A 13,326-nucleotide genomic window follows, 5' to 3' on the forward strand; every position below is an offset into this window, starting at 1 on the left:
GAGATTATCTGGTATTAGCACCGGTTTCCCGGAGTTATCCCAGTCTTACAGGCAGGTTGCCCACGTGTTACTCACCCGTTCGCCGCTAGGGTCCGAAGACCCCCGCACGACTTGCATGTATTAGGCATGCCGCCAGCGTTCATCCTGAGCCAGGATCAAACTCTCCGTTAAAGGTTTCACACCGAAGTGCGAAACTGAGGTTTGAGTCTATGCTCAATGAATTGACAGGTCACGTTGTCACTCTTTAGTTTTCAAGGAACGCTACTTTCATTGTTGTGCCGCCGTTCGTGGCGACAAATACGATACTAACATCATTTCAAATATGAGTCAACACTTTTTTTCATTTTTATTTAAGCTACAAAAATCAATTTAACCGCCACCAAATACAAAACCCCTGGCGCTCCTAACATTCCCGCCACAATGGCCGTCACCGGATTAATAGGAATGTGGAAATGAACGTACTGCCCAGCCAAATTGATTAAAAACAACACCAATCCCCCAATGGCAGAATATAAAAAGCCCTGCCATATCCAATACAAAGGCTGAGTGACCGACCGGTTAATCACCATGAACACCACCACGGCCCCAACCAACGCAAATACCCACCACTTGATTTCCATCATTCTCTTCCCTCCTTTTAAATGGACAAGCTACAATTCCAATCTATGCCCCAATCTTCAAAAATATCCCCAGCTTATGCTACCTGATATATCAACCCAGGTTGCAACAGCATTGTTGAGGCAGTGAAACATGATCGGCGCCCACAAGGTTTTTGTCCACACTCTGAGCCAACCCATGACCACACCCAACAAAAACAACGCCGGAAATAGTGGTACATCAATGTGGAACAGTGCAAACAACATCGCCGACGCCCCCACTCCCGCAACTGCACCGACATGTTTGGTCAGCCATCCCTGCAAATACCCGCGAAACAGGATTTCCTCCGCGATCGGCCCGATAAACCCGATCGTTATCCACTGCAAAAGCAGTAAGACGGGATGAGATTGACCCGCCTGTTCTATGCCACGGCTGATGCTCTCTTCACGCCACGAGGACAGTTCCAATGAGCAGAGATCAGCAAACCATTCTGTCAAATGGCGGTCAACCACCAACACAAAAAACAGATACAATCCGACAATGACCAACGGAACCTTTACCCAAAAGGCGGCATCCACGGAGACACAATCGATCTGTCGCCATTTACCCTGTAATAAAAATATTGATACCAAACATATCCACATGAATGGAAAATATGGCGCCAACAATGACAAAGCTTCCGTCTCTCCCTGTTCGGGCAACAAAGTAAGCAACAGGGGCAAGGCGAGCTGAAAGGTTTGAACCCACGCCGTGAAATAAACAATATCCCTCACTTCAAGCTCCGATCCCAACAACATCCGCTCCTGGGAAAAACGGAGCAAACAGCCGCATAACACAAACACAATGCTCCCAGCCATCAAAATGATCCCCCACACCGCAAGCACTGCCATCTGCCCAGCGGAAAGCTTCTCCACCGGTGCGATCAGCCATGTACCGTGCGGAGTCTGCTGCCAATCCAGCAGTGAAAATTCAAGAGGAACCATGAGAAAAAACGCAGCGCATAACAGCCAGGCCGCTCCTTGACGAAGTAGGTTTAATCGCCTCCAACCCGGTCTTATCATCTCACTCAATCACTATTCACCCGCTTTTTAACAAAATAAGAGCGACCCCCTTTTTTTGAAAAAGAGTGTCGCTCTACTATATGCACCGGCTTGTCAGATTAAACCTCACGCCGTCCTTCCAAAGCTTTAGTCAGAGTCACTTCATCTGCATACTCCAAATCGCCGCCAACCGGCAACCCATGCGCGATTCGCGTCACTTTCAAACCAAACGGCTTAATCAGTCGCGATAAGTACATAGCCGTGGCTTCCCCCTCGATATTGGGGTTGGTCGCCAAGATCAATTCCTGCACGTTGTCATCTTCCAAGCGCTTCAACAACTCAGGAATTTTCAATTCTTCGGGCCCGATTCCCTCAATTGGGGAAATCGCTCCATGCAACACATGGTACATCCCGTTGAACTCACGCGTGCGTTCCATCGCCATCAAATCTTTGGTGTCCTGAACCACGCAAATGACCGACCGATCCCGCTGTTTATCCGAACATATATAGCATGGGTCATGATCAGTAATATTTCCGCATACCGAACAAGTATGCAGATCGCGTTTGGCCCGAACCAAGGCTTTGGCCAAATCCAGCACATCGTCCTCTTCCATCGTCAATACGTAAAACGCCAATCTTTGCGCCGTTTTGGGACCAATCCCCGGCAACCGCATGAATCCTTCGATCAGTTTTGATATCGGTTCAGGCACATACAACGTTCGCCACCCCTAGCTTTTACTAAAACAGTCCGGGAATGTTCATTCCACCAGTAAACTTACCCAGGTCTTTCGCCAACAACTCGTCGGCTTGCTTCATCGCATCATTAAAAGCGGCCGTAATGAGATCTTGCAACATTTCCACGTCATCGGGATCAACCACTTCCGGCGCGATTTCAATCCCCCGCAACTGTTTGTGCCCGTTCATGGTCACTTTGACCACACCGCCGCCTGCAGTGCCGGTAACTTCTTTATGCTCCAGTTCCTGTTGCGCTTTGGCCATTTCCTGTTGCATTTTTTTTACTTGTTTCATCATTTGATTCATGTTGTTTCGCATCATAAGGACTGTTCCTCCCACACTAGTTTTGGTCAATCACCTTTACCAATCGCTCACCAAACAAGTCGATGGCCTTCTTAATAATATCATCATCTCCGCCAGATTCCGCGGGTTCATTCGGTTGCGTTTCCCGTTGTTTGCCATGGCGCGCCACAAATTCCTGCCATTCCGGCATCATGATGGTTTTTAACCGCATCGGCGCTCCCAACACTTGCGCCATTACCTGCTGAATCAAATCTTTGTGCTTGTTTTCCACCGTCTCGCAATGGATCTTGCTACGGAAAGCCAACACAACCGTGTCTTTTGTCGCCCCCACTACTTCGCCGTCAACCAGCCAGGCGTGCACCATGATCTTCTCTTCTTTGACCCGGTACAAAACTTCCGGCCAAGCGCGCTTGATTTCTTTCAGTTTCTCAGCGGACAGCAAAGTGAGCCACTGTTCGGTCAGAGAGGTCAACCGCGGTTGGCTTTTGACCGCGGCAGCCGGTTTCGGATGTGCTGCCGGAGCTGGCGTTGCCCGTTCAACGGGTGCGGGGGGAGCCGTCTGCAACGTGCGCAAGGCTTGCTCCAACTCACGAATCCGCTCTTCCAATTGGGCTAGTGGAGCCGAAGCAGCCGGTTTCTGCTCCTGCCCGCCTGTATCGCTGAGGCGAAGCATCGCCATTTCCAGCACAACCCGGGGATGGGCGACCCATTTCATCTGCTGCTGGTAATGGAGCAACAAATCCAACATCTGCGTCAAACGGTCTATGGACAACTGTTGGCCCAAGCGAGGAAGCAAATCACTGTATCCCAGGCTTGATTTGACAACATCCAACTGTGGTGCCGTTTTAAACAGCATGACATCCCGAACGGCCTGAATGAAATCCTGAATCAGCTTCTCCGGCTCCATCCCGCCCGTGACGGCTTCATCCAACGCCTTCAGCGCTTCAGAAACGGAGCCGTCTACAACTGCTTGAAGCATGCGCAACATGATTTCTTTGGATACCGCTCCGGTCACAGCCAAGACAGCTTGTTCGTCCAGCCGGTCTTCGGCAAAAGCCAGGGCCTGATCCAATAAGCTCAAGGCATCGCGCATGCCGCCGTCCGCCGCACGCGCCACTGCGTACAGGGCTGTGTCGTCATAGGATACTCCCATCGACTCGCAGATTACTTTCATATGGGCGACAATCAGCTCAAAAGAAATGCGGCGGAAAGAGAAACGCTGGCAACGGGATATGATCGTCGGAGGGAGTTTGTGCGGTTCCGTCGTGGCTAAAATGAAAATGACGTGCGCTGGAGGTTCTTCCAATGTCTTCAACAGGGCGTTGAACGCCTCTGTCGTCAACATATGAACCTCGTCGATGATGTACACCTTGTAACGAACTTCCGTTGGGGCATATTTCACTTTATCCCGCAATTCGCGGATTTCTTCTACTCCACGGTTGGAAGCGGCGTCAATCTCCACCACGTCCATCATCGCGCCCTCGGTGATCCGCTTGCACGCCTCGCACTCATTGCACGGTTCAGGTGCCGGGCCGTGCACACAGTTAACCGCTTTAGCCAAGATCCTAGCGGCACTGGTCTTCCCCGTCCCCCGTGGGCCATTGAAGAGGTAAGCATGCGAAAGATGCTGCTCCTTCAAAGCGTTTTTCAGCGTTTTTGTCACATGTTCTTGCCCAACCAAGTCTTCAAAACGTTGCGATCTCCATACCCGATATAATGCCCGATAGGACACACCCAACACTCCAGCCTTCCCCATGTGGGGCAAAATCTGATGATCCTTTTTATCATACTACACCGATTCTCTTTTTTCCAAAAGACAACGGGTCTTCGGAAAAACAAAAACCCACCGTCAAGTGGGTTCAGTTGATCAACGAAGCAGTGGAAAAGGAAGGGGTCACCAGCTCACCAACATTAGTTGCGCTTCTGACAGAGCCATAGGTCAAGCCAGAGGCAAATAAACGCGCATCGTCGTGCCTGTCTCGCTTGAATCTGGCTCGATCGTCCCACCCAACTCCATCAGGATTTGCCTACAAATGGGTAGCCCCAATCCCGTGCCATTCTCTTTCGTGGTAAAAAAAGGCTCAAATATCTTCTCTTGCACCTCTTCGGGAATCCCCGATCCCGAATCGATGATCTCCACCTGCAACTGCCGTTCCTCCGCCATCGTGGCCAAACGGATGCTTAGCTTTCCACCCCGTTTCATCGCTTCGATGGCGTTTTTGCTCAAATTAAGGAAAACCTGCTTTAGCATCTCTCCGTCAGCAATGACGACAGGAAGGGCGGAGACGCTTTTTTCAAAAGAAACATCTATATTATGCAATAAGGCCTCATTTTTAATGATGGGCAATATCTCCCTCAAAACTTTGATCACATTCACAGCCCGCAAATCAGTTTGGCGGGGTTTGCTCAAGAGCAGGATCTCACCGACGAGATTGCTGATCCGCCCGATCTCTTTCAACATTATATCAATATAGCCGCATTCTTTGCCTTGGCCGCTATCTTTTAACTTATGCCGGATCACTTGCAGGAATCCTTTAATGGCGGTCAAAGGATTGCGGATCTCGTGGGCCGTACCGGCCGCGATTTGGCCAATGGTGGCCAAACGGCTGTTGCGCCGAACTTGCAATTCCAACAAACGGAGTGCGGTAATATCTTCGATCACCAGCATATAGCCCGCCAACCGTTGCTCATAATTTTTGAGCGCTTGCATGCGCAACGTGAAGTACCGCTCCTCCCCTTCATCATGCCACACCCAGTCCATCTCCTGTCCGTCCCAGGCTGAGTACACGAATGAAGTCAATTGCTCCTTTTCTTGCGCCTGCAAGCCCAACTGGGCAACCAATTCCTCAAATGATCGATAAACCACCCGCGCCCGATCCAATCTCAACAGCTTGGCGGCCGCAGGATTGAGTTCCAACACTTGGCTGCATTCATCTAGCACAATCACCCCAAGATGAATGTTCGCCATCATCTGGGCGGCCATGCGCTCAACCGTTATCATCGGATAAAAAGTAAGGTACTGGCAAGATGGATCAGCATGGTCTGTTAAGGATTTCATGTTCATATTAATCATAATCGCACCGCCACATCGTCGCTTCCCTTCTTCTCTTGAACTTCTTCCTACGTGAACACGGTTCTCTCGAAAGATTTCGCCTCGGACCAACTACTCAGCATGGTCGCCGCCTATCCCAACGGATGCGCAACGTTCCGACAAGGGAAGGTTCCCCGCTCTCCATGAAAATCAGAAAAACAGGACGAGCCCCGATCGGCACGAGTCACCTCCATTTGGCTGACACTTTTTATGTTGGAACTTTTTTGTCTAAATTGTGATATTTTTTAATTCGCCATTTTCCACTTTCTTCCTTCAAAAAAATCAGTCTTTTTTGCTTTTTGCCGAGGAAAGGGTTGGAAAGCGCAAAAAAGCCCAAGCTCCAAAATGGAACTTGGACTTGTCGTCATCTTATGTAGCCGCGCACCTATCCTTGACGCACCTAGCCCGAGCGGGCACTGGATCATCAGCTCAAACCAGGCACCCCTACGGCACACGAGGATTCTCCCTTAGTGCTGCTTCCGTCAGGACCTGACACGGTTCGGAAGGCCTCGTTGCGTAGGACCCAATTATCAACACTGATCATCCAGACCAGACCTCGCACAAGATGCGCCTCAGATAGGAATTCAACCCCGTTAAGGCGGATTACGGGTTACAGGGCACCGCCAGCTCCCCATCTAGCGCGGTGTTTCTATCATAACACAAGGAGCCCTGCCATCGCAACGGGTGGATATATTTTACTGAAATACGATGAATATATAATCTAAGTATATAGAATCAAGCTGATTTGTCCTGTTTTTCTTTGCAATTAATATTAGAACGTTCTGATGTATCAAGTTGGTGGGTAGAAGCGGCGAAAAAACCTTTTTTAACCCCGGATGCTAATCCACTTGGTGGCCAACCGGATCGCCTCAAACTGGATCGCTTGATCGCTGTTGGAAAGGGTGAGACCCTCTCGGTCGACGCACGGCTGGCATGCCCAACGTTCTTTTTCTGACGCGGCCACAATCCGGATCTCCCACGGCTTTACATTTTTATCGCAAAACTCGCAGCGAGCTTGCGTATTTCCCGCATACTCTTCCATATCGAGTCGCCCTTTAAATTGAGCATGGTACTGCTTGGCCTGTTCCCGAACGCGCGCTTTGCGCTCTTCCATTGTTCATATCCTCCCTTGGGCCACCGGAGGACTGTGCCGGCGCCGAATTTTCCTGTATTCGTGCATTTTACCACAACTTGCCCAAGTACGGGATATTCTGCTTGCGCACGAATTGGAACCGGTTTTTGCTTACTGGAAATGGATTAGGTAACGCAAATAGATATACAGATGCGAAATGGCCAAGGAAAGCAACATGATAGGCATACCCATTTTCAAAAACTGCCAGAAGCTGAAGCCCTGTTTTTCCCTAGCGGCAAGACCAGCCACCACCACGTTGGCGGAAGCGCCGATAATCGTTCCGTTCCCACCAAGGCAGGCACCTAGGGACAAGGACCACCACAAGGCGTCAGCTTGCGGCCCGTCGATAGCAAATCCAAGACCAGCAATCATATCTTGAATGAGCGGAATCATCGTCGCCACAAAAGGAATGTTGTCGATAAAGGCAGAAGCGATTCCCGACACCCATAAGATTAACACCGAGGCTACCGACACATCTCCGCCAGTCACTCGCAAGAGTTCGGAAGCCAATAACTTGATCACGCCCACTTCTTGCAAGCTTCCCACCAGCACAAATAATCCAGCGAAGAAGAAGATAGTGGGCCATTCCACGTATTCAAACACCTTTTCCACATCTTCATCTTTCACACTGATCAGCAACAATAGCGTGGCGCCAGTCATGGCCACCACGGCCGCCTCGATGTGAATTACCGAGTGAAGCACAAACCCCAGAATGGTCAAGCCCAGCACGATTAGGGATTTGGTCAACAACTTCTGATCCGTAATGTAGGCCTTCTCATCCAATTTCATCAGCTCATTCACCATCGCTTGATCCACCTTCATCCGGCGACGATAAATCAGGTACACCAGAAACAGCACGACTGCCATGATCACAATCACGACCGGCGCCAAATTCAACAGAAAGTCATTGAAGGTCAGATGCTTGTTGGCAGAGCCGATAATGATGTTGGGCGGGTCGCCGATCAACGTGGCGGTGCCCCCGATATTGGACGCAACCGCTTCCATGATCAAAAAGGGAATCGCATCCACTTTCAGCATGCGGGTGATGGAGAACGTCACCGGAACAATCAACAGCACGGTGGTTACATTATCCAAAAAGGCTGACAATAGCGCCGTAAGTGCCGACAACATGACCAGGATGCGAACCGGATTGCCTCCAGACAGCTTAGCGGTTTTCACGGCGAGATATTGGAATATCCCCGTTTTATTGATAATCCCCACTAGGATCATCATCCCGATCAAAAGAATAATCGTCTCCCAATCGATGTACTCGTGAAACGCTTTTTCCGTGTCCAAAATTCCCAACACAATGACGGCAGAAGCACCAAGCAAGGCCACAACAGCCCGATTCAATTTTTCAGTGATAATGAAGGCATAAACAATTAAAAAGACCGTAACCGCTATCACCGTTGGGCTCATATCGTTTCTCTCCCCCTCTTGTTCATACTAATAGGGAGCCCAGGCCGAAGGGCTCCCTATTAGTATGGTTTCATTTCTTTTCCTATTATACTAAGATAGCCTAACGCCGTAAATTACAACCGTTCACTGGTAGCGTAATGCCAGTTAAAGATGAATTTATAGGCCGCCCGCTTCTTTTCGCTTATTTTTAAATATTCTCCTCTTCTCTCATCCTACTGATCGCCTATAATAGAAGTGTATCAAATTCCAAGGATGAAGGAGCCGACAAGATGAGCTTATTTGAACCGTTCGATGTTGATATTGAAGTGGATGAGAACGAGTTGGAAATTGAAATCGGCGGTATCGAAGTTGAGTTGGAACTGAATGAAGACGGCCTCGAACTCGAAGTAGAATTTGATGATTAAGGGCAAAAAGCGGCTTGGTTTTTATGAACCAGGCTGTTTTTTTGTCATCTGTTCAATCTCCTCGACCACTTCTGCAAAGGATCGGCCCGTTATCTCATCCTTGATCTGCACCTCTTCTTTTAACGTCACACGGGTGCCGTCTGAAAGCTCCACAGCGGACTGGTTGTTTTTGCCGATCATGAGCTTTGCCGCTCCCTGCCCATCCCGTGCAATCAAGAATGGTTGAAAAGCCGGTAGGTAAGTTCCGTCAGTATCGCGCTGGGACAAAAACAATACCATCGATTCGCCAGTCTTGGGTGCGATGTACTTCGGCCTTTTCAGCGCCACCTCCACTTTTTCCCCATCCACGCTCAATGTTTCGACATGGCGATAAGGCACGCGCACATGAATGTTATCCGGCGCATCTCCCTTCAATGTATCCCGTACCGCAAAAGAAAATACTTTGGTCTCCATAGAAGAACCAGTCGATGGCTGCTCCACCTCGCCTTGATGCACCGCCACCACGATCAGGGCAGCATCCTGAGTCATCTGTTTCAGAGTTTGCGCCACAATCGGTTCCGCCATGATGGTGATTCCTCTCTTCGAGGGGCGCGATGCTTCATTCCCCCACCACAGCAACAGCCCGACAGCGCAAATGCCTACACTCCAAAACAAAACCGCTTTTTTCACGGTGATCCCCTCCCGCTCGGCCGAACGTGCGGCCCGTTTCATCAAACCAAGCCCTATCCTTCGCTCTTCGGTTGAATAAAAGACACCCCGCATTCCCGTTGCAATTCTTCCAAAAACCGTTCCATAAACGCATGGCGCTCCTCAGCCAACTTCCTTCCCGCTTCTGTATTCATCCGGTCTTTCAACAGCAGGAGTTTCTCATAAAAATGATTGACCGACGTGCTTTGAGCCTGTTTGTATTCCGCAAACGAGGCATGGAGTGTCGGCTGGATCACCGGATCATATAGGGGTTGTCCCTTGTACCCCCCATAAGCGAAGGCGCGGGCGATCCCAATAGCCCCGATCGCATCTAGCCGATCCGCGTCTTGGACAACCATGCCCTCTTTCGTTTTCATCGCCGTTTGAACATGAGCACCTTTAAACGAGAGATCGGCAATGATCTGCGAAACGTGCCTTACCACTTCCTCATTCACACCCAATCCAGCCAGCCATTCTTCAGCCATACGGGGCCCCACTGTTTCATCTCCGCCGTGAAACTTATGGTCAGCAATATCATGCAACAGTGCCGCCAACTGAACCACCAACATGTCCGCCTGTTCCGCCCTTCCCAACTGGATAGCGTTTTTCCACACCCGTTCAATGTGAAACCAATCATGGCTTCCCTCTTGTTGCAGCAGTGTTTCCTTCACATAGTCAACCGTTTTTTCAATGATTGCTTCCGACTCCATGTCCCCTGCCTCCCAGCCGAAGGTTTTGATCCTGAAAGAATTAATTCATACACAAACAACATAACTTTATCCCCAGCTCAATCAACATATCCACATACTTATCCACATTATCCACAATATATTGTGCCCAGTTTACACCCTAATGTGGAATCACTCACTAAACCATCCCTATTTTCCCAGTAAAAAGCCTAATTCTGCCTTTTCGTTCACTACGTCTTATTCCATTTCTATTTCGCATACTTCCAATCACCAACAGATGTTTATCCCTTTCCTCATATGACTCCTTTTAACTGACCTAGGTTGCACCTCTTCCTCGCTTATTTGCGTCATGTCCCCAAACGCAACAACAACACAACAAATCTTTATCAAAAAACATCTTGAAGAAGTATTCCAGCAAAGGTAAAATGTTCGCAATGAATGAACATATGTATTTTTGAGGAGAACATTGTCACATCGCCCATGTCAACCAGACCACAATCTAAAAAGGGGATCGATGCAATGAGACAAGGAATCTTGGAAAAATACCGTCCGTTTTTGCCAATCACAGAGCAGACGCCCGCTTTGACTTTATATGAAGGGGAAACCCCGCTTTATCACGCGGCCCGACTCTCCCAGGAGCTCGGTGTTCAACTGTACCTCAAATTTGAAGGGGCCAACCCCACCGGTTCGTTTAAAGACCGCGGCATGGTTCTAGCCATCGCCAAGGCCAAGGAAGCGGGGAGCCAGGCAGTCATGTGCGCCTCTACCGGCAACACATCCGCTTCGGCCGCCGCCTACGCCGCCAAATTGGGGCTTGACTGTTACGTTGTGGTTCCCCATCGACATATCGCCCTGGGAAAACTCTCCCAGGCAGTTATGTACGGAGCCAAAGTGTTGGCGATGGAGGGGAATTTTGATCAGGCGTTGGCGCTGGTACGCGAAATTACTGATGAATATCCCATCACCTTGGTGAATTCCATCAACCCTTATCGAATCGAAGGGCAAAAAACAGCCGCGTTTGAAGTGTGCGACCAACTGGGACAAGCCCCGGACATCTTGGCCATCCCGGTTGGCAACGCCGGCAACATTACCGCATACTGGAAAGGCTTTAGCGAATACGCCCAAGCGCATCGCATCCAACATCTGCCTTGTATGTGGGGCTTCGAAGCCGAAGGTTCAGCTGCGATCGTGCGCGGAGAGCCGATTGAAGAGCCAGAAACCATCGCTACCGCCATCCGCATCGGCAATCCCGCCAGCTGGCAAACAGCCGTGGCCGCCGCGACAGAGTCCAAAGGCTTGATCGACAGTGTGACAGATGAGGAGATCTTGTCCGCCTACCGCATGATCGCCCGCATGGAAGGAGTTTTTTGCGAACCGGCTTCCGCCGCCTCCGTTGCCGGGGTGATCAAACAGCACCGTCAAGGTCGCTTGCCCGCCGGTTCTACCGTTGTGTGCGTCTTGACCGGAAATGGCTTAAAAGATCCTACCACCGCCTTGGAATCACTCGATGTCAAACCGGAAGTCATCCCCTGTAGCAAAGAAGCGATTCTTCAGCATGTCGTCACGGAGAGGGGTCTTACGCGATGATGTCGTTTGCCCCTTTTGAAGTATCTGTTCCTTGTAGCACCGCTAATCTAGGCCCCGGGTTCGACTCAGTCGGGTTGGCGTTTAATCGTTATCTGCGTTTGCGTTTTTCGCCTGCCACCCACTTACACATTCGTGTCGTCTCCGGAGCAGGAAAGGATATTCCCCTGGATGAGAACAACCTGATCATCAACGTGATGAAACAGGCATTTGCGGAAGCCCAGGCAACACTTCCCCCCTTCACATTGGAGATCGAAAATGAAATCCCTTTGGCACGGGGGCTCGGCAGTAGCGCGGCAGCCATCGTCGGCGCATACCTGGCCGCCAACCGGATGTTAGGTGAAAAGTGGTCCAAACAGGAGTTGTTACAACGCGCCACCCGATGGGAAGGGCATCCCGACAATGTGGGAGCCTCCCTTTACGGTGGAATGGTGGTCGGCACCTGGGACGAAGAACAGGCTCACATCCTCCCTTGCCCTCCCCCTGAGTTGCCGTTTTTAGCCGTCATCCCGCAACAAATGCTCTTCACCGAACAGGCTCGCCGTGTGTTGCCTAAGTCCTATTCCAAAGAAGATGCCATCCTGTCAAGTAGCCGGGCCAATCTACTGGTGGCCGCCTTGTTGCAAAAACGGTGGGAATTCCTTTCCGTAGCCATGGATGATCTGTTTCATCAGCCTTATCGGCTTCCGCTCGTGCCTGGATTGCAAGAAGCGATTGCAGAAGCACGGCATCACGGGGCGTATGGCGTGGCCTTGAGCGGTGCCGGGCCAACACTCTTGGCCGCCTGCGAAAACGTCCAACAAGCAGCATCCTACTTCCGGCGCTTATATGAAAAACTGGGCATTGCAATCGACCTCGTCGAACTGTCCCCGTGCCTTGCCGGTGCCCAGGCTCGGCAACTTGATCAGGCACCTTTTTAACCACATAGCGGCGTTGCCGACCAAAAAGGCCTCACTACAACATATCTGCATCATGATGCCACGGATATTTAAAATCCGTGGCTTTTTCAGCATCTAGCTTTAATAAGGAAAAATACACCCTTTAAGAAATGAACTTCCATCACTTCAACAAAACACCTGGATAAAATATACTATTATATAATGAAATTTATTTTTAATCACACATCAATCTTCTGCTGAATACCCACCCCGTGATGAACTCACCACCTGAAAGCAACCCATCTGAACCCTTCCTCTAAAAACCATATAGATTAAGAATGATTCCCACTTTAGATCACTCACGATGGGTTCGTCTTCAACTTCATCTCCCCATTATGATAACAAAACTGCCTACTTAAAATATTAAGGTTATATTATTTGATAAAACAACAAAATAATATGTATATTTGTATGATTGTCATTTGATGTTGTATTGCACTTATTAACCCTGAAAAACGAGCAAATGAGGATGAAAGAGACCGAAAATAACACATTACTACCTTAATTAGGTAAATTAAATAGGGAATATCCATCCATATTTTGGTCGGTAGAAATTGAGACAACACCCGGTTTCATCCCCTAAGTGGCAAGGGATAGATAGGGCAACGCGCCATGCGTGAGGGACAAATGGACCTTTCAGATGTAGCAGAAACATGATCTCCACGACCGATTGCTCAACGGTAAGCCGATTGGGCCACTTACCCAGT

13 protein-coding genes, 1 rRNA gene and 1 other RNA gene are annotated in these 13,326 nt (G+C 49.7%); 3 read left to right on the forward strand and 12 right to left on the reverse strand.

The genetic code is table 11. The features are described from left to right. From QQZ12_RS14665 to QQZ12_RS14710, 10 genes are all read right to left on the reverse strand, one after another. Window positions 1–171 (reverse strand): 16S ribosomal RNA (locus QQZ12_RS14665); the annotation flags it as partial. 179 nt (window positions 172–350) lie between these two features. Further along, the gene (locus tag QQZ12_RS14670) at window positions 351–623 is read right to left on the reverse strand and encodes a pro-sigmaK processing inhibitor BofA family protein (protein WP_102991228.1); all 273 of its coding nucleotides are present in this window, start codon (window positions 621–623) and stop codon (window positions 351–353) included. Between the two features lie 54 nt (window positions 624–677). Further along, on the reverse strand, window positions 678–1,658 hold the full coding sequence (locus tag QQZ12_RS14675; RefSeq protein WP_284724617.1) for a CPBP family intramembrane glutamic endopeptidase: 981 nt from the start codon (window positions 1,656–1,658) through the stop codon (window positions 678–680). Between the two features lie 98 nt (window positions 1,659–1,756). Beyond that, window positions 1,757–2,353, reverse strand: a complete 597-nt coding sequence (gene recR / locus QQZ12_RS14680; RefSeq protein WP_022735706.1) for a recombination mediator RecR — start codon at window positions 2,351–2,353, stop codon at window positions 1,757–1,759. A gap of 22 nt (window positions 2,354–2,375) precedes the next feature. After that, a complete protein-coding gene (locus QQZ12_RS14685; protein ID WP_102993726.1) occupies window positions 2,376–2,690 on the reverse strand; it encodes a YbaB/EbfC family nucleoid-associated protein in 315 nt (104 codons plus the stop codon). Window positions 2,691–2,712: 22 nt separating this feature from the next. Next, a complete protein-coding gene (gene dnaX, locus QQZ12_RS14690) occupies window positions 2,713–4,407 on the reverse strand; it encodes a DNA polymerase III subunit gamma/tau (RefSeq protein WP_284724592.1) in 1,695 nt (564 codons plus the stop codon). 207 nt (window positions 4,408–4,614) lie between these two features. Next, entirely contained in the window at window positions 4,615–5,748 is a 1,134-nt protein-coding gene (locus QQZ12_RS14695) for a two-component system sensor histidine kinase NtrB (protein ID WP_284724593.1), read from the reverse strand. 395 nt (window positions 5,749–6,143) lie between these two features. After that, window positions 6,144–6,410, reverse strand: an RNA gene (gene ffs / locus QQZ12_RS14700) — signal recognition particle sRNA large type. Window positions 6,411–6,592: 182 nt separating this feature from the next. Next, window positions 6,593–6,880: a hypothetical protein gene (locus tag QQZ12_RS14705; protein ID WP_154986875.1), complete on the reverse strand. Its 288-nt coding sequence runs from the start codon at window positions 6,878–6,880 to the stop codon at window positions 6,593–6,595. A 129-nt stretch (window positions 6,881–7,009) separates the two neighbouring features. Beyond that, complete coding sequence (locus QQZ12_RS14710; protein WP_102991223.1) at window positions 7,010–8,317, reverse strand: ArsB/NhaD family transporter; 1,308 nt, start codon at window positions 8,315–8,317, stop codon at window positions 7,010–7,012. 269 nt (window positions 8,318–8,586) lie between these two features. On the opposite strand from QQZ12_RS14710, the gene QQZ12_RS14715 reads away from it, so the two are divergent. Then, a complete protein-coding gene (locus QQZ12_RS14715) occupies window positions 8,587–8,721 on the forward strand; it encodes a hypothetical protein (protein ID WP_262983045.1) in 135 nt (44 codons plus the stop codon). Window positions 8,722–8,742: 21 nt separating this feature from the next. Here the strand turns inward: QQZ12_RS14715 and QQZ12_RS14720 are convergent, their stop codons facing one another. Both QQZ12_RS14720 and QQZ12_RS14725 read right to left on the reverse strand, forming a co-directional pair. After that, window positions 8,743–9,432, reverse strand: a complete 690-nt coding sequence (locus tag QQZ12_RS14720; protein ID WP_102991222.1) for a hypothetical protein — start codon at window positions 9,430–9,432, stop codon at window positions 8,743–8,745. Window positions 9,433–9,443: 11 nt separating this feature from the next. Then, on the reverse strand, window positions 9,444–10,118 hold the full coding sequence (locus tag QQZ12_RS14725) for an HD domain-containing protein (RefSeq protein WP_102991221.1): 675 nt from the start codon (window positions 10,116–10,118) through the stop codon (window positions 9,444–9,446). Between the two features lie 498 nt (window positions 10,119–10,616). Between QQZ12_RS14725 and thrC the strand changes: the two genes are divergently transcribed. Further along, window positions 10,617–11,684 carry a threonine synthase gene (gene thrC, locus QQZ12_RS14730; RefSeq protein ID WP_102991220.1) on the forward strand — a complete coding sequence of 356 codons (1,068 nt, stop codon included), beginning with the start codon at window positions 10,617–10,619 and terminating at the stop codon, window positions 11,682–11,684. After that, window positions 11,681–12,601, forward strand: a complete 921-nt coding sequence (gene thrB, locus QQZ12_RS14735; protein ID WP_284724594.1) for a homoserine kinase — start codon at window positions 11,681–11,683, stop codon at window positions 12,599–12,601. Before thrC ends, thrB begins: the two co-directional genes overlap by 4 nt. The last annotated feature ends 725 nt before the right edge of the window (window positions 12,602–13,326 follow it).

The sequence above is a fragment of the Laceyella tengchongensis genome, from assembly GCF_900182735.1.
GTDB lineage: Bacteria > Bacillota > Bacilli > Thermoactinomycetales > Thermoactinomycetaceae > Laceyella > Laceyella tengchongensis.